The 26,369-nt window shown below is 71.5% G+C and carries 22 protein-coding genes and 1 pseudogene; 11 read left to right on the plus strand and 12 right to left on the minus strand.

Features of this window, described 5'->3' with window-relative positions:
• Positions 1-24: 24 nt before the first annotated feature.
• Entirely contained in the window at positions 25-1,911 is a 1,887-nt protein-coding gene (locus ACIBKY_RS49515) for an ABC transporter ATP-binding protein (RefSeq protein WP_397108673.1), read from the plus strand.
• On the opposite strand, the gene ACIBKY_RS49520 is transcribed toward ACIBKY_RS49515, so the two are convergent.
• Positions 1,883-2,767: a sulfotransferase family protein gene (locus tag ACIBKY_RS49520; protein ID WP_397108675.1), complete on the minus strand. Its 885-nt coding sequence runs from the start codon at positions 2,765-2,767 to the stop codon at positions 1,883-1,885. The genes ACIBKY_RS49515 and ACIBKY_RS49520 overlap by 29 nt on opposite strands.
• 42 nt (positions 2,768-2,809) lie before the next feature.
• Between ACIBKY_RS49520 and ACIBKY_RS49525 the strand changes: the two genes are divergently transcribed.
• From ACIBKY_RS49525 to ACIBKY_RS49540, 4 genes are all read left to right on the plus strand, one after another.
• Positions 2,810-3,535 carry an SIR2 family NAD-dependent protein deacylase gene (locus tag ACIBKY_RS49525; protein WP_397108721.1) on the plus strand — a complete coding sequence of 242 codons (726 nt, stop codon included), beginning with the start codon at positions 2,810-2,812 and terminating at the stop codon, positions 3,533-3,535.
• Positions 3,522-4,421: an LD-carboxypeptidase gene (locus ACIBKY_RS49530; protein ID WP_397108677.1), complete on the plus strand. Its 900-nt coding sequence runs from the start codon at positions 3,522-3,524 to the stop codon at positions 4,419-4,421. The genes ACIBKY_RS49525 and ACIBKY_RS49530 overlap by 14 nt, the downstream gene beginning before the upstream one ends.
• Before the next feature lie 43 nt (positions 4,422-4,464).
• On the plus strand, positions 4,465-5,382 hold the full coding sequence (locus ACIBKY_RS49535) for a hypothetical protein (RefSeq protein WP_397108679.1): 918 nt from the start codon (positions 4,465-4,467) through the stop codon (positions 5,380-5,382).
• Positions 5,383-5,460: 78 nt separating this feature from the next.
• Complete coding sequence (locus ACIBKY_RS49540) at positions 5,461-6,762, plus strand: lanthionine synthetase LanC family protein (RefSeq protein ID WP_397108681.1); 1,302 nt, start codon at positions 5,461-5,463, stop codon at positions 6,760-6,762.
• Between the two features lie 144 nt (positions 6,763-6,906).
• Here the strand turns inward: ACIBKY_RS49540 and ACIBKY_RS49545 are convergent, their stop codons facing one another.
• Complete coding sequence (locus tag ACIBKY_RS49545) at positions 6,907-8,661, minus strand: glycoside hydrolase family 15 protein (protein WP_397108683.1); 1,755 nt, start codon at positions 8,659-8,661, stop codon at positions 6,907-6,909.
• A gap of 84 nt (positions 8,662-8,745) precedes the next feature.
• Positions 8,746-9,351: a YitT family protein gene (locus tag ACIBKY_RS49550; RefSeq protein ID WP_397108685.1), complete on the minus strand. Its 606-nt coding sequence runs from the start codon at positions 9,349-9,351 to the stop codon at positions 8,746-8,748.
• A 72-nt stretch (positions 9,352-9,423) separates the two neighbouring features.
• Here ACIBKY_RS49550 and ACIBKY_RS49555 point away from each other — a divergent pair, with 72 nt between their 5' ends.
• Positions 9,424-10,851 (plus strand): PLP-dependent aminotransferase family protein, encoded by a 1,428-nt coding sequence (locus ACIBKY_RS49555; protein WP_397108687.1) that lies wholly within the window; start codon positions 9,424-9,426, stop codon positions 10,849-10,851.
• Positions 10,852-11,004: 153 nt separating this feature from the next.
• Here ACIBKY_RS49555 and ACIBKY_RS49560 read toward each other — a convergent pair whose 3' ends face one another.
• From ACIBKY_RS49560 to ACIBKY_RS49570, 3 genes are all read right to left on the minus strand, one after another.
• On the minus strand, positions 11,005-11,499 hold the full coding sequence (locus ACIBKY_RS49560) for a hypothetical protein (RefSeq protein WP_397108689.1): 495 nt from the start codon (positions 11,497-11,499) through the stop codon (positions 11,005-11,007).
• Positions 11,500-11,626: 127 nt separating this feature from the next.
• The gene (locus ACIBKY_RS49565) at positions 11,627-12,685 is read right to left on the minus strand and encodes a hypothetical protein (RefSeq protein WP_397108691.1); all 1,059 of its coding nucleotides are present in this window, start codon (positions 12,683-12,685) and stop codon (positions 11,627-11,629) included.
• A gap of 68 nt (positions 12,686-12,753) precedes the next feature.
• Complete coding sequence (locus ACIBKY_RS49570; RefSeq protein ID WP_397108693.1) at positions 12,754-14,592, minus strand: AMP-dependent synthetase/ligase; 1,839 nt, start codon at positions 14,590-14,592, stop codon at positions 12,754-12,756.
• A gap of 151 nt (positions 14,593-14,743) precedes the next feature.
• Between ACIBKY_RS49570 and ACIBKY_RS49575 the strand changes: the two genes are divergently transcribed.
• Together ACIBKY_RS49575 and ACIBKY_RS49580 are read left to right on the plus strand one after the other, a co-directional pair.
• On the plus strand, positions 14,744-16,231 hold the full coding sequence (locus ACIBKY_RS49575; RefSeq protein WP_397108695.1) for a peptide MFS transporter: 1,488 nt from the start codon (positions 14,744-14,746) through the stop codon (positions 16,229-16,231).
• Positions 16,232-16,241: 10 nt separating this feature from the next.
• Positions 16,242-16,856, plus strand: coding sequence for a trimeric intracellular cation channel family protein (locus tag ACIBKY_RS49580; RefSeq protein WP_397108697.1), 615 nt, complete (start codon positions 16,242-16,244; stop codon positions 16,854-16,856).
• Here the strand turns inward: ACIBKY_RS49580 and ACIBKY_RS49585 are convergent, their stop codons facing one another.
• Genes ACIBKY_RS49585 through ACIBKY_RS49600 form a run of 4 tightly spaced genes read right to left on the minus strand, consistent with a single transcriptional unit; the run spans position 16,857 to position 20,833 of the window.
• Complete coding sequence (locus ACIBKY_RS49585; RefSeq protein ID WP_397108699.1) at positions 16,857-17,663, minus strand: carbohydrate ABC transporter permease; 807 nt, start codon at positions 17,661-17,663, stop codon at positions 16,857-16,859. It abuts the gene before it with no gap.
• On the minus strand, positions 17,660-18,643 hold the full coding sequence (locus ACIBKY_RS49590; RefSeq protein WP_397108701.1) for a carbohydrate ABC transporter permease: 984 nt from the start codon (positions 18,641-18,643) through the stop codon (positions 17,660-17,662). The genes ACIBKY_RS49585 and ACIBKY_RS49590 overlap by 4 nt, the downstream gene beginning before the upstream one ends.
• Positions 18,644-18,647: 4 nt before the next feature.
• On the minus strand, positions 18,648-19,871 hold the full coding sequence (locus tag ACIBKY_RS49595) for an extracellular solute-binding protein (RefSeq protein WP_397108703.1): 1,224 nt from the start codon (positions 19,869-19,871) through the stop codon (positions 18,648-18,650).
• Positions 19,868-20,833 (minus strand): LacI family DNA-binding transcriptional regulator, encoded by a 966-nt coding sequence (locus ACIBKY_RS49600; protein ID WP_397108705.1) that lies wholly within the window; start codon positions 20,831-20,833, stop codon positions 19,868-19,870. Before ACIBKY_RS49600 ends, ACIBKY_RS49595 begins: the two co-directional genes overlap by 4 nt.
• A gap of 89 nt (positions 20,834-20,922) precedes the next feature.
• Here ACIBKY_RS49600 and ACIBKY_RS49605 point away from each other — a divergent pair, with 89 nt between their 5' ends.
• A complete protein-coding gene (locus tag ACIBKY_RS49605; RefSeq protein ID WP_397108707.1) occupies positions 20,923-22,953 on the plus strand; it encodes a glycogen debranching N-terminal domain-containing protein in 2,031 nt (676 codons plus the stop codon).
• On the opposite strand, the gene ACIBKY_RS49610 is transcribed toward ACIBKY_RS49605, so the two are convergent.
• Positions 22,950-23,804: a VOC family protein gene (locus ACIBKY_RS49610; protein WP_397108709.1), complete on the minus strand. Its 855-nt coding sequence runs from the start codon at positions 23,802-23,804 to the stop codon at positions 22,950-22,952. The genes ACIBKY_RS49605 and ACIBKY_RS49610 overlap by 4 nt on opposite strands.
• 45 nt (positions 23,805-23,849) lie before the next feature.
• Positions 23,850-24,635: an isocitrate lyase/phosphoenolpyruvate mutase family protein gene (locus ACIBKY_RS49615; protein WP_397108711.1), complete on the minus strand. Its 786-nt coding sequence runs from the start codon at positions 24,633-24,635 to the stop codon at positions 23,850-23,852.
• Positions 24,636-24,754: 119 nt separating this feature from the next.
• Here ACIBKY_RS49615 and ACIBKY_RS49620 point away from each other — a divergent pair, with 119 nt between their 5' ends.
• Together ACIBKY_RS49620 and ACIBKY_RS49625 are read left to right on the plus strand one after the other, a co-directional pair.
• Complete coding sequence (locus ACIBKY_RS49620; RefSeq protein WP_397108713.1) at positions 24,755-25,363, plus strand: alpha-ketoglutarate-dependent dioxygenase AlkB; 609 nt, start codon at positions 24,755-24,757, stop codon at positions 25,361-25,363.
• A 75-nt stretch (positions 25,364-25,438) separates the two neighbouring features.
• Positions 25,439-26,245: pseudogene (locus ACIBKY_RS49625) on the plus strand (RtcB family protein); the annotation flags it as partial.
• Positions 26,246-26,369: the final 124 nt, after the last annotated feature.

A 26,369-nucleotide genomic window follows, 5' to 3' on the forward strand; every position in this document is an offset into this window, starting at 1 on the left:
AGGCGCCCGCGTGCTGACCAGACAATGGCGATGATGGGTGGCGGGTTCGGCCCGCAGGCGATGCGGTCGCTACGCCGTGACGAGTCGGTCATGGACCAGCGGCTGACGCCCGGCACCGTGCGGCGCATCGCCTCCTACGCGCGGCCGTACAAGAAGCAGATCACCGCGTTCCTGCTGCTGGTCGTGGCGGGCGCGGTCATCGTGGTGGCCAACCCGCTGCTCATGAAGGCCATCATCGACGACGGCATCCTGCCCAAGCGGCCGGGCGTGGTGATCGCGCTGGCGGTCTCGATCGCCGCGCTGGCCCTGCTGGACGCCGGGCTGACGCTGGCGCAGCGCTGGTTCTCCTCGCGCATCGGCGAGGGCCTCATCTACAACCTGCGCACGGAGGTCTTCGACCACGTGCAGCGCATGCCGGTGGCCTTCTTCATGCGTGCCCAGACCGGCGCGCTGGTCTCCCGCCTCAACACCGACGTCATCGGCGCCCAGCGCGCCCTGACGACCACGCTGTCGTCGGTGGTGTCCAACGTCATCAGCCTCCTGCTCGTGCTCGGCGCCATGCTCGCGCTGTCGTGGCAGGTCACGCTGGTCGCGCTGGTGCTGCTGCCGGTCTTCATCGTGCCCGCCAAGTGGGTGGGCCGCCGCATGTCCGCGCTGACGCGCGAGCAGATGCGACTCGACGCCGAGATGAGCTCGGTGATGACCGAGCGTTTCAACGTGGCGGGCGCGATGGTCGCCAAGCTGTACGGCAGGCCGCAGGAGGAGACCGACCTGTTCGGCAGGAGGGCGGCCAGGGTGCGCGACGTCGGCGTGACCGTCGGCATGTACGGCACCATCTTCCGGGTCGCGCTCGGCCTGGTCGCCGCCCTGGCCACCGCGCTGGTCTACGGCATCGGCGGCGTCATGGCCACCCGCGACGTCTTCGAGCTCGGGACGCTGGTCGCCCTGACCGCGCTGCTCATGCGGCTGTACGGCCCGCTGACCTCGCTGTCCAACGTGCACGTGGACGTGATGACGGCGCTGGTCAGCTTCGACCGGGTCTTCGAGGTGCTCGACCTCAGGCCGATGGTCGCCGAGAAGCCGGAGGCCAGGCCGCTGCCCGACGGCCCGGTCACGATCACCTTCGACGACGTGCACTTCCGCTACCCGGCGGCCGAGGAGGTCTCACTGGCCTCCCTGGAGTCGGTGGCCCGCCAGGACACCGGTCCGTCGCACCCGGTGCTCAAGGGCGTCTCGTTCACCGCCGAACCGGGACAGCTCATCGCCCTCGTCGGCCCCTCGGGAGCGGGCAAGACCACGATCACCTCGCTGGTCTCGCGCCTGTACGACGTGAACGAGGGCGCGGTGCGCGTCAACGGCGTCGACGTGCGCGAGGCCACGCTGGCCTCGCTGCACGACACCGTGGGCGTCGTCACGCAGGACGCGCACCTCTTCCACGACACCATCGGCGCCAACCTCCGCTACGCCAGGCCCGGCGCCGAGGAGGAGGAGATCTGGGAGGCGCTGCGCGCGGCGCAGATCGCCGACCTGGTCGAGGCGCTGCCCGACCGGCTCGACACCGTCGTCGGCGACCGGGGCTACCGGTTGTCCGGCGGGGAGAAGCAGCGCCTCGCGCTGGCCCGGCTGCTGCTGAAGGCGCCGCGCGTGGTCGTGCTGGACGAGGCCACCGCCCACCTCGACTCCGAGTCGGAGTCGGCCGTGCAGCAGGCGCTGAAGACGGCGCTGGCCGGGCGTACCTCGCTGGTCATCGCCCACCGGCTGTCGACGATCCGCGAGGCCGACACGATCCTCGTCGTCCAGGACGGCCGCATCGCCGAGCGCGGCGGGCACGACGAACTGCTGGAGCGCGGCGGGCTGTACGCCGAGCTCTACCGCACCCAGTTCAGCGCGACAGGTAGCCCAGGCGTGTGAGCTCCTGTCTGGCGACCTTCTCCACCAGCGCCAGGTCGTCGGGGCGCAGGCCGGAGCGCCAGGAGCCGACCTTCGGGGCCGGCCGGCCGTACAGGGCGACCTTCGACACGCGCGTCTCCAGAAACTCCGACACCGACGCGATCGTCTGCGCGGGCCGCAGCACGAGGTCCTCGTAGCGCAGCGTCAGCAACTGCTCGGCGGGCAGGTCGCGGCGCAGGGAGGCGCTCAGGCGCACGGCGCTGCGCCAGCGCAGCGCCGACTTGCCCGCGGCCGGCATGTCCCGCCAGCGCTCGCGGTGCTCGTCGCGGTTGAGCCCCAGGAACGCGTTCGGAAACTCGGTGCCCTCGGCCAGCATGACCGGACGGAACCAGGCCAGGCACGACGGGTCGGCCAGCATGTCCACCGCCACGTCGCGGCCGTCGCGGATCAGCTGCAGGAACCGGGCGTCGGGAAAGGCCTGCCGTAGCACCGGCGCGCTGTAGAGCAGGTCGGGGCTGGCGTCGCCGAAGCGGGTCACGGTGTTGGTGGCCACGCACGGGCCGAGTCCGGTCACGCCGCCGGCCTCACGGCAGGTCTCCGGGCACAGCGCGCACGAGCCGCGCAGCACCTGCCATGACTCGGCCAGCGAGTCGCGCAGTACGCGGACGGCGCCGGGACCACTGGCGATCGAGGGTTTGCGGGCGAAGGCGTAGACGACGTTGGCCACGCAGGCCCTGCCCGTCGTCACGTGGAAGCCGGGGGAACGTTTCAACGCGCGGGCGAGCAGGTCCGCACCCGAATGCGGGGCTCCGAGCAGGAACACCGGGCGGCGGACCTTGATGCCGTTGACCACGAGGATGTGAGGCGGAAGTCGCATACGGCATCCAAGTGTGACACCGTTTGCCAGGTGAGCGAGCCAATGTCGGTGACCGTCCTGACAGGTGCGGGAATCTCCACGGATTCCGGGATTCCCGACTTTCGCGGGCCCCAGGGAGTATGGACGAAGGACCCCGCCGCCCAGGAGCTGTACACCATCGACAACTACCTGGCCGACCCTGGCGTACGGCGCCGCGCGTGGATCGGCAGGCGCGAGCACGCCGCCTGGCGGGCCGGCCCCAACGGCGGCCACGCCGCCCTCGTCGAGCTGGAACGCGCCGGCCTGCTGCGTGCCCTGGTCACCCAGAACATCGACGAACTGCACCAGCGCGCGGGCAGTTCGCCGGAGAAGGTCATCGAGCTGCACGGCACGCTCTTCCACGTCGTCTGCATGTCCTGCGGGCTGCGCACGCCCATGCGCGAGGTGCTCGACCGGGTCGAGGCGGGGGAGGAGGACCCGCCCTGCCCGGAGTGCGGCGGCATCCAGAAGGCCGACACGATCTCCTTCGGCCAGTCGCTCAAGCCGCTCGTCATCCACGCGGCGCTGGAGGCGGCGCGGTCCTGCGACCTGTTCCTCGCGGTGGGCACGTCACTGACCGTGCATCCGGCCGCCGGGCTGTGCGGCGAGGCGATCGACGCCGGCGCCCGCCTGGTCGTCATGAACGCCCAGCCCACCCCCTACGACGACTTCGCCCACGAGGTCGTCCGCGAGCCCATCGGACAGGCGCTGCCGGCGCTGGTCAAGGAGCTGGTTCATGCGGCCGGGTGACACCGTCGCCGTCGTCTCCCCCTCCGGACCACCCGACGCCGTCCGGCTCGCGCGCGGGGTGGCGCTGCTGGAAGGGCTCGGCGTGCGGGTCGTGGTGGGCGCGCACACGATGGCGCGCCAGCACCTTCCCCACCTGGCCGGCTCGGACGCCGCGCGCGCCGCCGACCTGCAGGCCGCCTGGTGCGATCCGGCCGTCACCACGGTGTTCTGCACCAGGGGAGGGTACGGCGCCGCCAGGGTCCTCGACCTGCTGGACTGGAACGCCATGCGGGCCGCCGGGCCCAAGACGCTCGTGGGGTCGAGCGACGTGACGGCTCTGCACCACGCGTTCCGGGCGGAGCTCGGGGTGGCGACGCTGCACGGGCCGATGCCGGCCTGCACGACGTTCTCCGACGAGGGCGGGCCGGAACCGGCGACCTGGGCGTCGCTGACCGGGGCGCTGAAGGGCGAGCCGTGGTCGGTGGCGGGCACGTCGATGCTGTCGCAGGGGCCTGCCGGAGCCGCCGGTCCGATCGCCGGGGGGAACCTGTCGGTGCTGGCGTCGCTGTGCGGGACCCGGTGGCAGCCACGCTTTACCGGAAATATCGTGTTTTTGGAGGATGTGGGGGAGGCGCCTTACCGCATCGACCGGATGCTCACGCAACTCCAGCGGGCTGGGGCCTTCCAAGGAGTGCTCGGCTTTGCGCTCGGCTCCTGGGAGGAGTGCGGGGACCCGTACCCCGTTCTCCGGGAGCGGTTGCTGCCGCTCGGCGTCCCCGTGCTGGCCGGGCTTCCCGTGGGACACGGCACTCCGCAGCTGAGCGTCTGGCTTGGTGCGCTTGGTGCTATCGATACCGAATCGTGCTCGCTGGCTGGTCAGTTCAGCGACGTCGGCACGGCAAGGTAGGAGAAACACGCAGGGACGAAACCGGCATGAGGGGATAGAGCGCGTGAAATTCTTCAGGCGTGAGCCGTCCCGCCGCCGCCCTGAGGACGTGGACCTCGATTCGCTTCTCGCCCTGGTGGCGGACTCGCTGGGCTACGGCTGCGACTTCGCCGCCGACGGTGCCACCCTGACCCTGACACCCGGCCCGGCCGGTGGCGTCCGGTCGGCGTTCGACCTGGGCCGCGACACCCGGCCGATGCGGGACGGGCTCGTTCTGGTCCGGCTGACCGGCCTGCGCAGGGAGGCCGGTCGACGGCCCCGCGAGGACTGGCCCACGCTCGTCTCCGAGCACCTCGGCAACGCGGTCTCCGGTGACCTGGTCGACTTCTGCGACCTGGACCAGGTACGCCCGCTGCTGCGTACCCGCGTGGAAGCCGTGGACGCCGTCGAGGACCTGACCCGCGTCGTCGGCCGCCACCTGAACGGCGACCTGGTGGAACTCCTGAGCGTCGGCCCCCGCCTGATCCGCCCCGAGGAGGCCGGCTGCTGGCCGCTGCCGTCGGCCAAGGCGCTCGAACTGGCCTCCAGGAACGTGCGCGAGGGTGAGCGGCTGACCGTCGAGTCCATCGAGCTGTCCGGCACCCCCGTCACCCGCCTGACCGGCCCCTCCCCGGCCGCCCCGACACACCTGCGCTGGCTGCCGGACTACCTTCCGGTGCCGAGGGACGGGGTGCTGGTGGTCCTGCCCGACCCGTACACGCTGCTGGTACACCCGGTCAACGGCCTCGGCGTCGTGCGCGCCATCGAACGGCTGCGCCTGCACGCCGCGCGGACCGACGGCCTGAGCGACCAGGTGTACTGGTGGCACGAGGGCCGCCTGACCCATCTGCGGGCCGACATCGTCCTGCACGAGGGCCACGCCCGCCTCGTGGTCACCCCGCCCCCGGACTTCGCCCAGGTGCTCGCCCGCCTGGCCGTCTGAGCCCGCGTCCGGCACTTCCGCGCGGGAAGTCGTGTCGATCCCTTAATTTCCTACCAAATGTGTGGGATAGTGGCGAGGGTGAGCCACGAGCGGACCACTCCTCTGAACGCGGCCATCCTGGCCGGACGCTGGATCAGGTCGGCGGGGTCCGACCACGTGCACGGGCGGCGCTGGCAGGCCAACCCGGATCACCGAGGCCGCGCGGCCGTGGGATCGGAACCGGCCTCCCTGTACGCGGGCGCCGCCGGCATCGTGCTGTTCTTCCTCGACCTGGCCGCCGCCACCGGCCACGAGGCGTACCTGGAGGAGGCCCGCCAAGGCGCCCGGTACCTGGCCGCCACCTGGCGGGAGCAGCAGGACCTCACGCTCTACCACGGCCTGGCCGGGACCGTCTTCGCGCTCACCGAGGCCGGATGGGTGCTGGGCGAGGAGCGGCTCGAAGACGAGGCGCGGGCCGCCGCCGGCCACATCGTCGCCAGGGCCCGTCCGCTGGCCGGAGGACCGGGCTGGTCGAACGACCCCGCCCAGCGGGGCGACGGCGGGATCGTGCTCGGGCTGCTGCGCGCCGCGGCCATGCTCGGCGTGCCCGCCTACGAGCAGGCGGCCCTGGAGGCGGGCGAACGCATCGCGACGCGGGCGGTGCCGGGGCACCTTTTCGGGGACTGCCCCGGCATCCCGGCCGACGCGGTCACGCCCGGCTTCTACAGCGGTACGGCCGGCACCGCCTTCCTCCTGGCCCGCCTGTACGGCGTCACCGGCGACGAACGTTTCCTGGAGGCGGCCAGGCGCGGATCGGGGTTCGTGAAGTCGGTGGCGGTGGTGACGGGCCACGCGGCGTACGTGCCGCACCACGTGCCCCACGGGCGCGGGCTGCACTATCTCGGCTACTGCTCCGGCTCGGCGGGCGTGGCCCGCATGTTCTACGAGCTCTACCGCGTGGCCGGCGATCCGGGCGACCTGGACTGGACCGAGCGCCTGGCCGCCGGGATCATCGCCAGCGGCGTGCCGTACCAGCAGACCAACGGCTACTGGAACTCCGCCTGCCAGTGCTGCGGGACGGCCGGTCTGGTGGAACTGTTCGTCGGGTTGTGGGCGGCGACGGGCCGCGAGCCGTACCGGGAGTACGCGCGTACGCTCGCCGAGCACCTCATCGGCCGGGCGACCGGGCACGACGGGCGGGGCCACCGGTGGTACCAGGCCTACCGGCGGCTGCGGCCGGGGGAGGTGAGCGCGGACACCGGCTACATGGTCGGGGCCGCGGGCATCGGGGCGGCGCTGCTGCATCTGGACGCGGCCGAGCAGGAGGGCGAGACGCGCCGGGTCATCCTGACGCCCGACAACCCCTTCCCGGCGATCCCGTCCCCGGCGTTCCTGCCTTGACAAAGGAGCTCCGATGACCGTTCCCGGCCGGCTGGGAAGACCCCGCCACCGGCGGCCCGCGTGAGCGCGCGCCGCCGGGGCGGCCTCAGTGCCCGGTACGGCCGCGCCGCCGCGGCGGCCGTACCGTTCATCCGGCGGGACGGGTCACGACAGGGCGCGGGCGGCGTGGACCAGAGGCACGTGGCTGAAGGCCTGCGGGAAGTTGCCGACGAGCCTGGCGTAGCGGGGGTCGTACTCCTCGGCCAGCAGCCCGAGATCGTTGCGCAGCCCGAGCAGGCGGCCGAACAGCTCTTCCGCCTCCTTCTTGCGCCCCTGCAGCGCCATGACCTCGACCAGCCAGAAGCTGCAGGCCAGGAACGCGCCTTCGGCCCCGGCCAGGCCGTCGACGTCGTTGTCGGCGGCCACCGGGTAGCGCAGCACGAACCCGTCGGACAGCAGTTCCTTCTCGATGGCGGCCACCGTGCCGCTCACCCGCGGGTCGTCGACGGGCAGGAAGCCGATGAGCGGCATGAGCAGCAGCGCCGCGTCCAGTTCGGTCGAGCCGTAGGACTGGGTGAAGGTGTTGCGTACCGGGTCGTAGCCCTTGTCGCAGATCTCGGCGTGGACGACCTCGCGTAGCCGCTTCCAGCGGTCGACCGGGCCGACGCGGCCGAACTCCTCGACGTAGCGGATCGCCCGGTCCAGGGCGACCCAGCACATGATCTTGGAGTGGGTGAAGTGGCGGCGCGGGCCGCGTACCTCCCACAGGCCCTCGTCCGGCTCGTCCCAGTGTTCCTCGACGTAGGCCAGCAGCTCGCGCTGGATGGCCCACGCGCGGTCGTCGGCGCCCAGGCCCATCTTCCTGGAGACGAACAGGCAGTTCATGACCTCGCCGTAGACGTCGAGCTGGAGCTGGTTGACGGCGTTGTTGCCGATGCGCACCGGGCGGGAGTCCTCGTAGCCGTCCAGCCAGGTCAGTTCCAGTTCGGGCAGGCGGCGCTCGCCGGCGACGCCGTACATGATCTGCAGGTCCTGCGGGCGGCCCGCGATCGCGCGCAGCAGCCACGCGCGCCACTCGCCCGCCTCCTCGATGTAGCCGGAGCTGATGAGGGCGTCGAGGGTGAGGGTGGCATCGCGCAGCCAGCAGAAGCGGTAGTCCCAGTTGCGCACGCCGCCGATGTCCTCGGGCAGCGAGGTGGTGGGGGCGGCGACGATGCCGCCGGTGGGGGCGTAGGTGAGCGCCTTCAGCGTGATCAGCGAACGTACGACGGCGTCGCGGTGGGGGCCCTCGTAGGTGCACCTGGCCACCCATTCGGCCCACATGGCCTCGGTCTCGGCGAGCTGGCCCTCGGCGGAGATCTCGCGGGGCATCGGCTCGTGCGAGGGGTGCCAGGTGAACACGAACGGCAGCCGCTGGCCCTCGCGGACGGTGAACGTGGCCCGGTGGGCGTAGTCGCCGCCCTTGAGCGGGACGGGGGAGTGCAGCCAGACCGAGTCGGGGCCGCCGATGGCCTGCAGGTGGCCGTCGCTGCGGCGCACCCACGGCACGATGCGGCCGTAGTCGAAGCGGACGCGGAGCTGGGTGGAGACCTCGACCTCACCGCTGACGCCTTCCACGATGCGGACGACGTCGGGGTTCTTGTCACGCGGCGGCATGAAGTCGATCACGCGCACGGTGCCCGTGGGGGTGTCCCACTCGCTTTCCAGGATGAGCGTGTCGGGCCGGTAGCGGCGTCTGGTCGCCGCCCGCCTGCCGGTGGGTCCGAGCCACCAGTGTCCGTTGCGTTCGCCGCCGAGCAGGGCGGAGAAGCACGATGGTGAGTCGAACCTCGGCAGGCAGAGCCAGTCGATGGAGCCGTCTCTGCCCACCAGGGCCGCCGACTGCATGTCCCCGATCATCGCGTAGTCCTCGATCCGCATGGGACCGACGCTACCCGTCCGCGGGGTGGTCCCGTGGAAGCCATCGATCATGTCGCGTCATGCCCGTCGGCTTCCACGGGAGGTTCAGGGGCCCTCCCGCGTCAGCGGGAACCAGCGGGTGAACATCTGCGTGAGCGGGCCGATGGCCAGGGCGAAGACGAGGGTACCGAGGCCGAGCGTGCCGCCGAGCAGCCAGCCGACGCCCAGCGCGGTGATCTCGATGAGGAAGCGGCCGAGCCGTACCGACAGGCCGAGGCGCATGAGGCCGGTCATGATGCCGTCGCGCGGGCCCGGTCCCAGACCCGCGCTGATGTAGAGCGCGGTGGCCAGGGCGATGGCGACGACGGCGGTCAGCAGGTACGTCCAGCTGAGCGCCCAGTGGCCCGGGGTGGGCAGCAGCCAGAGGGCGGCGTCGGCGAACAGGCCGAGAAAGACGACGTTGCTGATCGTGCCGATGCCGGGCTTCTGCTTCAGCGGGATCCACAGCAGCATCACCAGCGCGCCGACCGCGATGATGATCGTGCCGATGGTCAGGCCCGTCCTGAGTGCCACACCCTGATGGAAGACGTCCCACGGGCTGTTGCCCACGCCGGACTCGATCTGGAGGCCGATGCCGAGGCCGTACAGGGCCAGGCCGCCGTAGAGGCGCAGGAGACGGGACGGAAGGGAACCCACGGTAGGGACGGACATTTCGCTCATAGTGGTCTCATGGTGGCAGGTGTTCGGGTTGCGCCAAAAGGGCCAATCATGAAAAGTGGCCTTATGAGGTTTTTGAGTGCGGCGCAGGTCGCGAGGCTCGTCGCGGTGCCGCGGGACGCCCGGCCCTACTACCGCGCGCTGGCCGGCGCGGTACGGGCGCGCATCCTGGACGGCCAGATCCCGGTCCGCGTGCGCATGCCCGCCGAGCGCCATCTGGCCGAGCAGCTTCGCGTCAGCCGCACCACCGTGACCTCCGCCTACGACCTGCTGCGCGAGCAGGGCTACCTCGACAGCCGCCAGGGGTCGGGAAGCTGGACGGAGCTGCCCGACCCGGCCACCACCGCCGACAACCCGTGGCTGTCCACCGGCGACGACGGGCTGCTCCAGCTGCACTGCGCCGCACCCGGCGCCACCTCGCACCTGCGCCAGGCCATGCTGGAGGCGGTCGACGACGTGGGCCGCTACGGCATGGGCAACGGCTACGACCCGATGGGCCTGGCCGTGCTGCGCGAGCGCATCGCCGCCCACTACGGCGCGCGCGGCCTGGCCACCCGGCCCGAGCAGATCCTCGTCACCACCGGCTCCCAGCACGCCATCCAGCTCGTCATGGGACTGCTCGTCGGCTCCGGCGACACCGTGCTCGTCGAGTCGCCCACCTATCCGCACGCCATCGACGCCGCCCGCCAGCGCGGCGCCAGGATCGCGCCGGTCGGCATCACCCACGCGGGCTGGCAGGCCGACCTCGTCGCGGGCGCGATGCGGCAGTCGGCGGCCAGGCTCGCCTACCTGATGCCCGACTTCCAGAACCCCACCGGGGCGCTCATGGACGACGCCACCCGGGCGGCGGTGGTGGGGGCGGCGCGCCGTACCGACACCATGCTGCTCATCGACGAGACCTGGGCGGAGCTGGCGATGGAGGAGGTGCCGGGCACCGCGCCGATGGCCGCCTTCGACACCGACAGCCGCGTGATCACGATCGGGTCGGCGTCCAAGCTGTGGTGGGGCGGGCTGCGTATCGGCTGGATCCGCAGCACCGAGGCGCTCACCCGCCGCCTGGCCCTGCACCGCGCGGCCGTCGACATCGCCAGCCCGGTGATGGAGCAGCTGATCGTGGCGCGGCTGTTCGACCGGATGGAGGAGACGCGCGCCGAGCGCCGCCGCACGCTGCGCGCCTCGCGTGACGCGCTCGTCGCCGCGGTGCGCGCGCACCTGCCCGAGTGGAGCTTCACCGTCCCGCGTGGCGGCGGCACCCTGTGGATACGGCTGCCGCGCGGCAACGCCATCGCCTTCGCCGAGGCCGCGGCCACCCATGGGCTACGGCTGGCGCCCGGCCCCTGGTTCGGCCTGGAGGGGACCCTGGAGTCCTACGTCCGCCTGCCGTTCACCCAGCCTCCGGCGGTGCTGGCCGAGGCGGCCCGCATGCTCGCGGCCGCCGACGCCCGCGGCCCGGTCGGCCCCCGCCCGGCCGAGACGCTCATCCCGATGGTCTGAGTCCTGGAGCGAGAACGACTGGTCTGAGCCTTGGACTCGGACAGCTGGTCTGACTCCAGGAGCGCGGACAGCTGCTCTGACTCCCGGAGCCGCGGACAGCGAAACGCCCGGCCCCTCGGGACAAGAGGGCCGGGCGTTCCGCTCGCGCTGTGACTAGTGGCGAATGACCCGCACCCAGTCGGTCGCGGCCGAGCCCTCGAGGTACCTGCTGCCCTCGAAGACCGCCTTCCACGTGCCGGAGGTCCAGGCGCGGGCCCCGGTGTGGAAGTAGCCGCCGTTGTTCGTGCGGACCGTGTCGACGTAGTGCCAGCGGCCGGAGTAGTTCGGCTTGAAGAGGATCGTGATCCGCTTGCCGCCGAGCCAGTACCAGCTGCCCTCACGGCAGTGGTCGGCGTTGAACACCTGCACGTAGCCGTTGATGTAGTCCTCGTCGCACTGCACCGAGAGCTTGCCCTCAAGGGACAGGCGCGAGCCCTTCCAGACCGGCTCCGGGTTGGCGTCGAACGACAGGCGGGTGTTGCCGCCGTCGCCGTAGTCGCCGGTGTCGAAGCCGAGGCCGGGAGGTTCGGCCATGGCGGGAGTGGCGGTCGCCAGCACGGCGGTGCCGAGCGCGGCAGCAGCTGCCGCGGCCGCGAGACGTCGCATCATCTTAAGAACTTCCTTCCCCGTCGAGACGTGCTCCGGGACAGAACACGTCTACGCCAATGACGCGCAAAGGCAGGGAAAGGTTGCCGCCAAGATGATCACGATTCGGCAACGACCGTTAAAGCGAAGGTCAAGAACGATCTCCGATGTGTTCGACCGAGGAGACTTCCGCGGCGTAGTGACCGGTTCCCGGGAACCGGGCCCGCCACTGCCCCCTCGCCGGGCCCAGCACGGTCTTGCCGAACTTGCCCAGTTCCGAGGTGGTCGCCACGGCCTCCTGCCTCCACGGCGACTTCTCGTCACGGCGGTGCAGGATCTCCATGCGCTGGTTGCCGAACGGGGAGTAGTCGGTGAAGCCCATCGGGTCCACGCGGGTCAGCACGCCGCGCAGCCGCACGGCCTTCGTGCCGGCCACCTTGGTGGCCTGCACCGAGGTCAGGCGGGTCTCCTTGCGCAGCTTGAACGTCTTGTACGCGGTCACGCTCCTGCCGTCGGGGCCCGTCGCGGTGGCGACGATCGTCCAGGTGCCCGACGGGTAGTAGCGGGTCAGGCCCTTCTCGGGCAGGAAGCGCCAGGTCTGCCAGCCGTCGCCGCGGCGCATCGCCCCGGCCTGCTCCCCGTGCCACCGCGGCGCCTGCCCGGGTACGGCGAGCCCGGGTGCGAGCGGCGGCGGCGCGGGCAGCGGCGGAACCTGGGAGGGCGCGACCGACGGCAGCACGGAAGGCGCGGCCGACGGAACAGCCGACGGCAGAGCCGACGGAGCCACGGACGGCAGCCCCGACGGCACCGCGGACGGCGCGACAGAGGGCGCCACGGAAGGCACGGCGGACGGCAGGGCGGACGGAACGGCGGACGGCGCCACGGACGGGACGACGGTGGGCGTGGGCAGCGGCGGCGGGCTCACCGGCGGTGGATCAACCGGCGGCGGATCCACCGGCTCCACCGGAGGCGCGGGCACCCCGTCCGGTGGCGCGCCCGGGTCCACCTTGACGGTGACCCCGTCGCGGCCGTCCACCCCCTGGGCGATGACCTCGATGACGAGGCGGACCGATCCGGTGGGCCCGACCACCGGATCGGCCGGACGTATGGTGATCTCTCTGATGGCGGGCTCGCTCGCCGCGTTGGCCACCGGCACGGGTACCGCGAGGGCCCCCGCCGCGAGCGAAGCCAGAAGGACTCTACTGGTCATGATCAAGACGGTAGGAACCATCCGGTAATGGCCAGGGGTAGGACACACGCCCCCAACGGCAAAAGCCGTCAGTCCACGTAAAGCCCCTCGATGACGTCGGCGTACTTGGCGTGGATGACGCGCCGCTTCAGCTTCAGGCTCGGTGTGAGCTCCGCCGTCTCGGCCGTCCACTCGCTGCCGAGGAGGGCCCAGCGCTTGACCTGCTGCACCCGTGCCAGCTTGGCGTTGGCCGCCTCCACCGCCAGTTCGACCTCCTTGAGCACCTCGCCGTTCTGGGCCAGTTCGGCCAATGAGGAGAAGGCGATCCCGCGTGCCTGCGCCCACCCGGGCGCGAGTTCGGCGTCGAGCGTGAGGACCGCCACCGGGTGCGGGCGGCCGTCGCCGTAGGCGAGCGCCTGGCCGATGAGCGGGTGCTCCTTCAGGTGGCTCTCGATGTTGGCGGGCGAGATGTTCTCGCCGCCCGCGGTGATGATGAGCTCCTTCTTGCGGTCCACGACCCGGACGAAGCCGTCCTCGTCGATCGAGCCGATGTCGCCGGTGTGCAGCCAGCCCTCCTCGTCGATCAGGGCCGCGCTCTCCTCCGGCCGGTTCAGGTAGCCGCCGGTGTTGAGCGGGCTGCGGGTGAGGATCTCGCCGTCCTCGGCGATGCGGATCTCGACGCCCGGCTCGGCCCTGCCCACGGTGCCGAGCTTGTAGTCGGCCGGGCTGTTGCCGGTGAAGGCGCCGGTCGTCTCCGTCATGCCGTACACGTCGATGACCTTCAGGCCGAGGCCGGCGAAGAAGCGCTGTACCTCGCCCGGCAGTGGCGCGGCGCCGGTCGCCGTCCACTGGGCCTGGTCGAAGCCGATCATCGAGCGGACCACCGACAGCAGCGCCTTGTCGGCCTGGTCGTAGGCGGACTGGATCTCGGGGGTGATCGTGCCGCCGTGCTGGCCCGCCTCGACGTAGGCGACGCCGGCCGCCATGGCCTGCCGTACCTGCTGCTGCTGTTCCTCCGGCTGGGTGGCGAGGACGGCCTGCAGGCGCGCCATCATCTTCTCCCACACGCGCGGCACGCCGAAGAACATCATCGGCCGGACCTGCCCCAGCGTGGCGCCGAGGTTGGCCAGGTCGGTGCAGAAGTAGACGTGCGAGACCTTCAGCAGCGGCAGGTAGAGGCTGAGGACGCGCTCGGCGATGTGCGCGTAGGTCAGATAGCTGATCTGCGTGCCCTGCACGGGCAGCGTGGTGAGGCGGTCGGTGGAGGCCACCTCGTAGAAGACGTTGCGGTGGGTGAGCGGCACGCCCTTGGGCATGCCGGTGGTGCCCGAGGTGTACAGGACCGTGACGGTGTCGTCGGCGCTGACGGCCTGCCAGCGGGCGTCCACGGCGGCCCGGCCGGCGGCCAGCGCGCGCTCGCCGAGCGCCAGGAAGTCCGCCCACGGCAGGAAGCGCTCGTCGCCCTCGGGCGCGCCGTCCAGCACGATGATCCGCCGCAGCTCCGTGAGCTGGTCCAGGATCGGCATCCAGCGGTCCACGTCGGCGGGGCCGCCCAGCACGGCGTAGCGGGCGCCGACGTCGGCGGCCACGAAGGCGATCTGCTCGGCGGCGAAGGTCGAGTAGATGGTGCAGCCCACGCCGCCGGCGTGCACCGCTCCGAGGTCGGCCAGCACGTGCTCGCCGCGGTTGACCATCATCAGCGCCACGGCCTCGCCGGGCTCCAGCCCGAGTTCCGCGAACGCCGCCGCGATCGTCAGCACCCTCTCGCGCGCCTCGGCGTAGGTGAGCGTGCGCCAGCCCTCGCCCTCGGGGTCGGAGTAGGCGGGGGAGCCGGGATGATCTGTGGCGACCTGTCTCAGCTGCTCGCACACGGTACGGCCGGCGATCTGCGACTCGATCTCGGCCCGTACCTCAAGGACTTCGGCCATGGCGCCCGCCTCCAGTCAGTATTCACTTGCACGAGTGGGATGCATCGCACCACACGCCGGGGGTAGCGGCAAGCCCCTGTGGGACAGCTTCACAAGACCGGTCACGTAGAGTGTTGGATCACATGCATAACGTGTCGTTCGGGGGGCGCGCATGAGCAGCAGCGGCAGGACGTTCTTCGGCCACCCCTGGGGTCTGGCCACGCTCTTCGGCACCGAGATGTGGGAACGTTTCAGCTGGTACGGCCTGCGCGCCATCCTGGCCACCTTCCTGGCCGCCTCCCCGGCCACCGGCGGCCTCGGCCTGACCGAGGAGACCGCCCAGGCCGTCGTCGGCGTCTACGGCGCGCTCATCTACCTCGTCGCGCTGCCCGGCGGCTGGGTCGCCGACCGCATCCTGGGCGCGCGCAGGTCGGTGTTCTGGGGCGGCTTCGTCATCATGCTGGGCCACATCAGCATGGCCATCCCGGTCCAGGGGCCGGTCTTCATCGCGATCGGCCTGCTGCTCATCATCACCGGCACCGGCCTGCTCAAGCCCAACATCTCGGTGATGGTCGGCAAGCTCTACCCCGAGGGCGACGACGGCCGCCGCGACTCCGGCTTCTCGCTGTTCTACCTGGGCATCAACCTCGGCGCCTTCTTCGCCCCGCTGGTCGTGGGCTGGCTGGCCGCCGGCGACCGCTGGCACCTCGGCTTCGGCGCGGCGGCGGTCGGCATGGCGCTCGGCCTGGTGCAGTACACCCTCGGCCGCAAGCAGCTGCGCGGCGTCGGCGACCGGCCCGGCGAGCCGCTGACCCCGGCCGAACGCACCAAGGTCCTGCGGCTGACGCTGGTCAGCGTCGTCGTCGTGCTGGCCCTCCTGGCCGTCTGGATCGCCAGCGGCACCTTCGACCTCGACCGCTTCACGCTGGTCGTGACCATCGTCATCCTGGCCGTGCCGATCGTCTACTTCCTCTACGTGCTGCGCGGCCCCCACGAGCTGACCGCCGACGAACGCTCCAAGATGAAGGCCTACATCTGGTTGTTCATCGCCGCGGCCATCTTCTGGATGATCTACGACCTGGCGCCGAGCAAGCTGCTGTTCTTCGCCCAGAACAACACCGACCTCAACCTGCTGGGCGTGCCGATCCAGGCGGCCACCACCCAGTCGTTCAACCCGCTGTTCATCATGATCTTCGTACCGGTCTTCGCGGCCCTGTGGCTCAAGCTCGGCAACCGGGTCAGCACGCCGCAGAAGTTCGCGTTCGCGCTGATCATGGTCGGGCTGAGCTTCGTCGTGATGGCGCTGGCCGCCAAGCTCGCCGAGAGCGGCAAGGTCAGCGTGTGGTGGCTGGTGCTGGTCTACCTCATCCAGGTCTTCGGCGAGCTGTCACTGAGCCCGGTCGGGCTTTCGGTCACGACCAAGCTCGCGCCCGCGGCCTTCAAGGGCCAGATGCTCGGCGTCTGGTTCATCGCGGTCTCGGTCGGCGACGCCGTGGGCGGCCAGACCGGCAGGCTGAGCAGCGTCATGTCCGACACCACGTACTACCTGGTGCTGGCCGCGATGGCGATCGTCGCGGGGGTGGCGCTGTTCATGTTCGTGCGCAAGCTGAGGGAGATGATGGCCGAGCACGACACGCCGACGATGCCGCCGATCCGGTAAAACATCCACCGTGTCCGAAATTCTCGACCTGGCCGGAATCTTTGTCTTCGCCCTCACCGGGGCGCTCATGGGCGTCCGCAAACGGCTGGACGTGGTCGGGATGGCGGTGCTCGCCTCGATGACCGCGCTGGGCGGCGGCATCGTCCGCGACCTCATACTCAACGTACGGCCCGCCGCCTTCCAGAGCCTCGGCTACGTCCTGGTACCGCTCGCCGCCACGGTCATCGTCGCCTTCTGGCATCCGCACGTGGCCAGGGTCATGCCCGCCATCATGATCCTCGACGCGGCGGGCCTCGGCCTGTTCTGCGCGGTCGGCACGGAGAAGGCCCTCGAGTACGGCCTGAACCCCCTGCACGCTGTCCTGCTGGGCGTGACCACGGCGGTCGGCGGCGGCATGCTGCGCGACCTGCTGGCCGGCGAGATCCCGACCCTCCTGTACGACCGCCAGCTCTACGCCGTGCCCGCGATGGTCGGCTCCGCCGTCATGGGCGCCCTGTACGTCTACGACCTGCACGGCTGGCCCGCGACGCTGGCGGCCGCCGTGATCGCCTTCGTCCTGCGCATCGCCGCCATGAGGTACGGCTGGCGCGCCCCCCTGGCCCGCGACGTCCGCCCCGACGGCTAGCTAACCCTTGTCGGCTCCCTCGTTCTGGTCGCGGATGAAGTGGCGCTGGAAGGCGACGAAGATGACGGCGACCGGGATCGTCGCCAGCAGCGCGGCGGCGAGCTTGAGCGGGAACTGGGTGCCGCCGCCGAGTGAGCCGCTGACCAGGTCGGCCAGCCCGCGCGGGAGCGTGAACAGCGCCGGGTCCTGCACGGCGACCAGCGTGTGCGGGAACTCGTTCCACGAGCTCTGGAACGACAGGATCGTCAGCGTGATCAGCGCGGGCCGCGACATCGGCAGGACCACGGACCAGAAGACGCGGAAGGTTCCCGCGCCGTCCAGGCGGGCCGCCTCCTCGACGCTGCGCGGCACCGACTCGAAGAACTGCTTCATCACGAACACCCCGGCCGCGTCGGCGACGACCGGCAGGATCAACGCCAGGTAGGAGTCGTACATCCCCAGCTGATTCAAGACCAGAAATTTCGGGATAAAGAGCACGACGCCCGGCACCGCCATGATCGCGATGATCGCCGCGAACAGCCCGCGCCGCCCCCGGAACCGCAGCCTGGCCAGCGCGTACCCGGCCATCGAGTCCAGCAGCAGCCGGCTCAGCGTGAGCACCACGGTGACCAGCAGCGAGTTCGTCAGCCAGATCGGCATGTCCGTGCCGGAGAACACCCGCTCGAACGCCGACAGCGTGGCCGGGCCGGGGATGGGCGAGAGCGGGTGCGCGGAGGCGTCCGGATCGGTCTTGAAGGAGTTGGCGATCTGGATGACGAACGGGTAGACGAAGGCGATGGAGAAGACGATCAGGACGACGCGCCTCATGCCTCGCGCTCCCTCATGATCCAGCGTTGCAGCAGCGTCAGCAGGACGATGATCAGGAAGAGCACGAACGAGATCGCCGTGCCCGAGCCGTAGTCGAAGTCGCGGAAGGCCGTCCGGTACGACAGGAACGCGGGCGTCAGCGTGGTCTTGGCCGGATCGCCCTGGCTCATCACGTAGATCTGGTCGAACACCTGCCAGGTGCCGATCAGCCCGAGCGTCAGCACGAGGAACATCGTCGGCTTCAGCAGCGGCAGCGTCACCAGCCGGAAGCGCTGCCGGCGCGAGGCCCCGTCGATCATGGCCGCCTCGTCCAGCGTCCGCGGGATGTTCTGCAGCGCCGCGAGGAACATGAGCATGAACGTGCCCGACGTCGTCCACACCACCAGCATGATGATCGCGCACATCGCCACGCTCGGCCCCGACAGCCACTCCCACCAGGTCAGGCCCAGCACGCCGTTCCCCGTGAGCGAGGCCGGCGGATCGCCGATGAGAAGCTGGATCACCCCGCGCGGATCGGTGAACCACTGCGGCCCGTTCACCCCGAGGAACCCCAGGACCTGGTTGACCGCCCCGGAGTTGCTGAAGATGAACAGGAACACCACGCTGATCGCCACCGAGCTGGTCACCGAGGGAAAGTAGAAGGCGGTGCGGAAGAACGTCCTGCGCTTGTTCACCGCCAGCGCGAGGCCCAGCGCCAGCGCCGTCTGCAGCGGCACGACCACGGCGACGTAGTAGACGTTGTTGCGGATGCTGGTCATGAAGTTCTCGCGGGCCAGGCCGTCCTCGGTGAAAAGGCGCGCGTAGTTCTCCCCGCCCACGAACGGCACGCCCGCCCGGAACGGGCTGCCCTGCCCGTTCCATCCGGTCAGGCTCACCCAGAGCGCCATGAGGATCGGCAGGAGCATGAACAGCCCGAGGATCGCCACCACCGGCGCCACGAACAGCCACCCCGCGAGGTTCTCCCTGGTACGGCTGCGCATGACGTCAGCCGAGCGCGCTCTCGGTGTTCTTCTGGAGCCTGGCCAGGATCGCCTGGGGATCCTGGGAGGCCAGTTGCTGCAGCGAGGTGTCGTAGTCCGACAGGACGCTGTCCATCTTGGGGGCGTTCACCGGCCCCTGCGCGTACTCCGCGCCGTTGACGAACGCGCCGTCGCCGGGGAACTCCTTGAGATAGGCGTCCTTGGCCGACTGACGTGAGGGCATGACGCCGAAGGCCTTGGCGAAGACCATCTGCTGCTCGGCCTTGGTCATCGCCTCGACGAACGAGATCGCCGCCGCCTTGTTCTTCGACTTGGCGGCGATGCCCCAGCAGTTGGTGAACGACAGCGTGCCCTTGCCCCCGGGCCCGGCGGGCAGCTCGTGCGCGGAGTAGGCGACGCCGGGGTAGTCGGCCCGCATCGCGCCCTTGATCCAGTTGCCCTCGATCGTCATCGCGGCCTTGCCCTTGCCGAACGCCTCGCCGCCCCACTCGGCGTCGAGCGCCTTGGCGAACTGGGCCCGCTTGTCGGCCAGCAGGCCCTTGACGTACTCCAGCGCGGCCAGGTTCTCCGGGCTGTCGCCGGTGGCCCGCTTGCCGTCCTCGCTGGTGATCCAGCCGCCGGACTGGACCATGAAGACGCCGATCCGGTCACGGGTCTCGCCGAACACCAGCGGCGTGACGCCCTTGATCTTCTTGGTGACGGCGGCGAGTTCCTGCCAGGTGGCGGGGATGTCACCGGCGGTGAGCCCGTTCTTCTTCCACAGCTCGTCGTTGACGACCAGGGCGAGCGTGGAGAAGTCCTTCGGCGCGCAGTAGAACGTGCCGTCGTAGGTGAACGTCTCGCGCAGGCTCGGGTAGAAGTCCCGGGCGTCGGAGATCTTGTCGCCGTAGGGCTCCAGGGCGCCCACGCTGGCGTAGTCGGCGAAGCGCGAGGCGTCGACGTAGAACACGTCCGGCGGGTCGCTGCCCGCGAACGCCTGGCCGAGCTGCTGGTGAATGTCCTGCGCCGGGGTGACGGCGGCGGTGTTCCCGCTGGCCTTGGCCCAGGCCCCGGCCGCCTGCTTGACCGCGTTCGTCTCGGCCTCGCCGGAGGAGGCCATCAGGACCTGGAGCGCGGCCGGGCCGCCGCTCTGCTGCGCGGGCGCCGCCTGCCGGTCGTCGAAGCCACTGCCGCAGGCCGTGGCCGACAGGAGTACGGCTGCCGCCGCGGGGATCGCGAGGCGTTTCATGAGCGGGGTTCCTTTCGGATGACCAGGGAGGGGGTGAGCAGCACGTGCGCCGCGGCGGGCCGGCCGGACAGGCGGCCGGTGAGCAGGTCGACGCAGTGCGCGGCGGCCTCGGCGAGGGGCTGGCCGAGGCTGGTGAGGCCGACGGCGGCGGCGACGGGGGTGTCGTCGAACCCGACCACGGCCGGCAGGACCTGAAGGGCGCCGAGTGCCACGGAGTCGCTGACGCAGACCAGGGCGGTCGCGCCGCGCCCGGTCAGCTCCCGCGCGGCCGCCCGGCCCTGGGCGCTGGAGCCGTCGGTCTCCAGCGCGAGGCCGGTGTCGAGCCCTTCGGCGGCCAGCGTCCTGGACCAGCCGTTCTTGCGGTCGTCGCCGACGCCGGAGCCCGCCTCCCAGCCGATGAAGCCGATCCGGCGGTGGCCCTCGCCGAGCAGGTGGCGGGTGGCGGACTCGGTCCCGGCGGCGCCGTCCACGTCCACCCACGGGTGGCCGGCCGCCGGCGCGCCCCACGGCCGGCCGAAGGTGACGAACGGCAGGTCGCGCTCGGCCAGCCAGGAGGCACGCGGGTCGCCGTGGTGAGTGCTGGTCAGCACGAACCCGTCGGGCTCGAACTCGCCCAGCAGCTGATCGATCGTGGCGATCTCGGCATGGTCGCCGGTGGCGGCGTAGAGCAGCACGCGGTAGCCGGACCTGGCCGCCGACTCGGTGAGTCCGTGCAGGAAACGGTCGAAGACGTTCATGCCATCCTGGGTCGTCTCGATCCGCACGGCCAGCAGGCGCGAACGGCCGGTCCGCATCTGCCGGGCCGCGGCGCTCACCCGGTAGCCGAGGGTCTCCACGGACGCGAGCACCCGCCGCCGTGTCTCCTCCTTGACCACTTCGGGGGAGTTGAGCACGTTCGACACCGTCTGGCGGGACACGTTGGCATGACGGGCCACGTCGGCGATCGTCACCTTGTCCGGCATTTACGCCCTTTCTGGGGGTTTGATCGATCTAAAAGGTGTGTGACAGGATTAGATCGTTCAAGTAAACGGAGTGTCAAGGGGTCCTCACTGTGCACGACCACCGCCTGCAACCGCTCCTGCACGACCTCGTCAGTACCGTCCTGGCCCCGACGAGCGCGCTCAGCGGAGCCGACGGCCAGATCAGGCCCGCCGGAGTGCAGGGGCTCTTCCACGCCGACACCCGCGTGCTCTCGCAGGCCAGGCTGGAGATCGACGGGCGCGAACCGGAGCCGATCGGCCACGCCGTACCGGCCGCGGGGCTCGCCCGGTTCGTCTCCCTGGCCCGGTGGCTGGGCGACCGCGCCGCCGACCCCACCGTCCGGGTCGAGCGCGTGCGGCGGGTCACGCCGGGCGCGATGGCCGAGGAGATCACGATCGCCTCCACGGCCTCGGCCCCCTTCACCTGTACGGTCACCGTCACGCTGGCCGGCGACTTCGCCCCCATCGATGTGGTGAAGTCGGGCGGCGGCGCCGTACCCGGGAAACCCGAGACCATCGGCGGCGAGCTGCTCTGGCGCTCCGGAGACGCCCGCGTCACCGTCACCTCCTGCGACGGCGGCGAGCAGACCGGGGCGGGCACGCGGTGGGAGGTGACGCTCGCGCCCGGCGAGCGGCGCACGCTGCGGTGGAACGTCGCCGTCACCGACCCGCGGGCGGTCGTGGCGGCACCGGCGGGCCCCCGCGAGTGGAGCAGGCCGGAGATCGAGGCCGACGACGCCCGGCTGGTGCGGCTGGCCCGTCAGTCGCTCGACGACCTGGAGTCGCTGCGGCTCACCGTGACCGGGGCGCCCGGCGAGACGTTCCTGGGCGCGGGAGTGCCGTGGTTCCTGACGTTGTTCGGCAGGGACAGCATCTGGGCCGCGCGCATGATGCTGCCCCTGGGCACCTCGCTGGCGGCTGGCACGCTGCGCGTCCTGGCCCGTCTCCAGGGCGCCAAGTCCGACCCCGTCACGGGCGAGGCGCCCGGCAAGATCATGCACGAGCTGCGCGGGCACGAGTTCGTCCTCGACAGCGGGCTGCGCCTGCCGCCCACCTACTACGGCACCATCGACGCCACCCCGCTCTGGATCGCCCTGCTGCACGACGCGTGGCGCTGGGGCATGCCGGAAGCGGAGGTGGCCGAACTGCTCCCCGCCATGGAGGCCGCGCTCGGCTGGCTGGCCACCGACGGGGACGCCGACGGCGACGGGTTCCTGGAGTACCTGGACGCCGGTGGCCGCGGCCTGGCCAACCAGGGATGGAAGGACTCCGGCGACGCCGTCCGCTTCCGCGACGGCACGCGGGCCGAGCCGCCGATCGCCCTCGTCGAGGTCCAGGGATACGCGCATGAGGCGGCCCTGGCGGGGGCGGCGCTGCTGGAGGCGTTCGGGCGGCCCGGCGCCGATCGGTGGCGGGACTACGCCGGGCGGCTGGCCGGGCGCTTCCGGGAGCGGTTCTGGGTGGACGGCGGCCATCCCGCGCTCGCCCTCGATCGCGACAAGCGCCCGGTCGACGCGCTGACCAGCAACATCGGGCACCTCCTCGGGACCGGCATCCTGACGCCAGGCGAGGAGTCGCGGATCGCGCGGACGCTGGCCGATCCCGCGATGTCGGGCGGGTTCGGCCTGCGCACGATGTCGGCGGCGGACGCGGGGTTCAGCCCGTTGTCCTACCACTGCGGTTCCATCTGGACGCATGACACCGCGATCGTCATCGCCGGACTCGCCCGCGGCGGTCACGGCGCTCTCGCCGCCCATCTGGCCGAGGGGCTGCTGTCGGCCGCGGAGACCTTCGGCTACCGGCTGCCCGAGCTGCACGCCGGGGACGAGCGCTCGCTGATGGGGCGGGCGGTGCCGTATCCGGCGGCCTGCCGTCCGCAGGCCTGGTCGGCGGCTTCCTCCCTGGCGATCGTCCATGCCGCTGCCGGGCTTTATCCCGATGTTCCGGGCGGGCGGGTGCTGCTCCGCCCGGGGGCGCCGCTGGGCGCGCTGGCCGTCAGGGGGCTCCGGGTGGCCGGGGCGCCCGTGGACGTGACGGTCGACCGCTCCGGCGCGGCACGGATCACGGGCCTGCCCCAGGGGCTGCGGGTGGAGCGGCCCTAGCCCTGCCGGAAGACGATCGCGGTGCCCAGCGCGGCTTCGGCGGGGACGAAGATCTCGCCGGAGCCGGTTGCGGCGACGGGGACGCCGTTGCCGCGCAGGAACCGCTCGGTGGCGGCGAGGTCACCCACCGACACCGCGTAGGCGACGAAGGCCGGCAGGGCCGGGGGGCGCTCGCCGGGCAGCAGCCCGGGGAGCGCGGAAGCGGGCACGATCCTGACGCCCGCCCAGCCGTCAAAACGGCGCCGCGCCGCGCCCACCTCCCGGTCGGCGACGCACAGGACACACTCCACCAGCCCGGTCGCGCCGTTGGCGTGCTCGGCCGCCACGGCCGCGGAGTCCGGATCGTTCTCGGCGAACCCGATCCTGCCCTCCGGCGGCGGGCCGGAGATCTCCAGGTAGCGGGCGGGCTCCATCGCGGTGCCCGCGGCGGTCTCGACCGGGCGCTGGATGGCGTGCACCCCGCCGTGCCCGACGCCGTCGGCGCTCAGCCGCGCGGCCACTGCGTCCAGGTCGGAGGTGCCGGCGATCACGATGTGCAGGCCCTGGAAGCGCTCCAGGAAGCCCGCGATGGCCGCGGACGCCGCCCGGATGGCCGACACCAGCCCCGGCAGCTTGTCGTCCGGCACCCGCAGCGGGATCGGCCGCGCCTCGCCGGGCACCCCGTCGAGCACCGCCACCAGCTCGACGAACCCGCCGGCGAGGTAGACGTGCGCGTTCGCCACCCCGAACGGCTGCTCGACGCCGGGAAGCACGGGATAGGCGGGCGGCGCCACCGTGAACCCGAGCTGCCGGTATCGCCGCGCCGCCCCCTCCATGTCACCGACGACATGCCCCACGTGATGCAGACCCACGGCAAACCTCCTTTAGGAGTTGACTCCTAAAGGAGAGTACACTCTCTATTTATAGAGAGCATTCATTTTGTCGTACGGCAGGCCGTCCCCGGTGGCGTCGTAGCCGCCCTTCTCCAGCAGTTCCGTGGCCGCCCTCGCGGCCAGCGCGTAGGCGGCCTGCGCGATCGCCGAGCCCAGGCTCACCCGCGCCACCCCGGCCGAGGCGAACTCCCGCACCCCCGGCGCCCCCGCCCACGCCATCGCCGCGACCGGCAGCGGCCCGGCCGACAGCTCCGCGAGCGCCGCCAGATCCACCAGCCCGGGGACGAACACGCTGTCGGCCCCGGCCGCCGCGTACGCCTCGGCACGCCGCTTCACCTCGTCGAGCCGCCCGCTGCCCGCGAGATAGACGTCCGTGCGCGCGTTGATCCACACCGGCACGCCCAGCCGGTCGGCGGCGGCGCGGGCGGCGGCCAGCCGTCCGGCCTGCTCGGCGGGGTCGAGCATCGCACCGTCCACGCGGTCCTCGATGTTCACCCCGACCGCCCCGGCCTGCACCACGGCGGTCACGGTCTCCTCGACCGAGTCGTACCCGGCCTCGATGTCGGCCGACACCGGCAACCCGACCGCCGCCGCGATCCGCTCGACCACCGCGGCCACCCGGTCGGCGCCCAGGTCCGCGCCGTCGGCGAACCCGAGCGACCAGGCCACTCCGGCGCTGGTCGTCGCGATCGCCCTGGCCCCCGCCGCGGCGATCGCCACCGCCGAGCCCACGTCCCAGGCGTTGGGCAGCAGCAGCGGATCTCCCGGACGGTGCAATGCGGCGAAGGTCTCAGCCTTGGAACTCGTCATGGGGCCGACACTACGCGGGCCGCCAGGGCGTCCACCGGCCGGATTCGGACATCGTCCAGGCCCGGGGATGGCCGGATATGACCGGAAGGGGCGGGCGCGGGTGCCGTACACCATGAGGCATGGACCAGCTCGACCTCTTCGCGCAGCAGACGCCGAGTCTCGACCGCACGTTCGCGACCGCCCGCCGCGTCCGGCTGGACGAGACCTCCTGGGTGGAGCACGTGCCCGCCTGGCTGACCGGTGGCGAGCACCTACTGCGCGAGCTCATCGCGGGCGCGGCGTGGGAGCAAAGGCTGCGGAGCATCGCCGGCCGCATGATGGTGGAGCCCCGGCTGACCGCGGAGTACCCCGACCTCGCCGACGCGCCCCACGACCTCCTCCGTACGGCCGCCGCCGCGCTGTCGGCCCGCTACGGCTTGCCGTACGACGGACTGTGGATCAACTTCTACCGCGACCACCGCGACAGCACCGGCTGGCACGGCGACTGGGCCACGTGCAGACGCGAACGGTGCGTGGTCCCGGTCCTGAGCCTGGGCGCGACCAGGCGCTTCCTCCTGAAACCGCGGGCGGGCGGACGCGGCGTCGCGCTGACCCCCGCCGCCGGCGACCTGGTCGTGATGGGCGGACGCTGCCAGCGCGACTGGCGGCACAGCGTCCCCAAGCAGGCCACCCGGTCCGGCCCCCGCGTCAGCGTGAACTTCTCCAGCCGCCTCCAGTCAGGGCGTTAAATGGGTTGCCCGGGGTGGCGCGCTTCTGGCGTCATTGATCACGTTCGGGATGTACCCGGGAGGAGGCGATACGAGATGACGTACAACGAGGTGACCGGCACCCGCAGGCCGATCAGGATGTGGGCGGAGCCCGGGTCCGTCGACCCGCAGGCGATGCAGCAGCTGCGCAACGTGGCGAACCTGGAGTGGGTCCACGGTGTCGCCGTCATGCCGGACGTGCACCACGGCAAGGGCGCGACGGTGGGCTCGGTCGTCGCGATGAAGGACGCCGTCTCCCCGGCGGCGGTCGGGGTGGACATCGGCTGCGGGATGACCGCGGTCAAGACGTCCTACAAGAGCTCGCAGCTGCCCGACAACCTGGCGTACCTGCGCGGGAAGCTGGAGCGGGCGGTCCCGGTCGGCTTCGGCCACCACAAGCTGCCGGTCGACCCGTCCAAGGTCCAGGGGCTGAAGACGTCCGGGTGGGGCGCGTTCTGGAAGGGCTTCGACGAGCTCGCGCCGCAGGTGCACGCCCGCAGGGAGCGCGCCGAGGTGCAGATGGGCACGCTCGGCGGCGGCAACCACTTCCTGGAGATCTGCGCCGACGACGAGCAGTGGGTCTGGGTGGTGCTGCACTCCGGCTCGCGCAACATCGGCAAGGAACTGGCCGAGCACCACATCGGCGTCGCCCGCGGCCTGTCGCACAACCAGGGCCTGGTCGACCGCGACCTGGCCGTCTTCCTCGGCAGCACGCCGGAGATGGACGCCTACCGCCGCGACCTGTTCTGGGCCCAGGACTACGCCCGCCGCAACCGCGCGGTCATGATGGGCCTGGTCTGCGACGTCCTCAGCCGCCACCTCCCGGACATCACCTACGACCAGCCCATCTCCTGCCACCACAACAGTGCTTCAGGCAACAGGTTCTCGCTAGCCGCCTAGATGGTTGATTCCAAGGGCTGAGGTTCGTTAATCGGCTGCGGGCGTACAGCGAGGGTGTCCAAGCTCCGTTTGTGACGACAGAACTGAA

It is taken from the genome of Nonomuraea sp. NPDC050394, from assembly GCF_044459065.1.
Lineage (GTDB): Bacteria > Actinomycetota > Actinomycetes > Streptosporangiales > Streptosporangiaceae > Nonomuraea.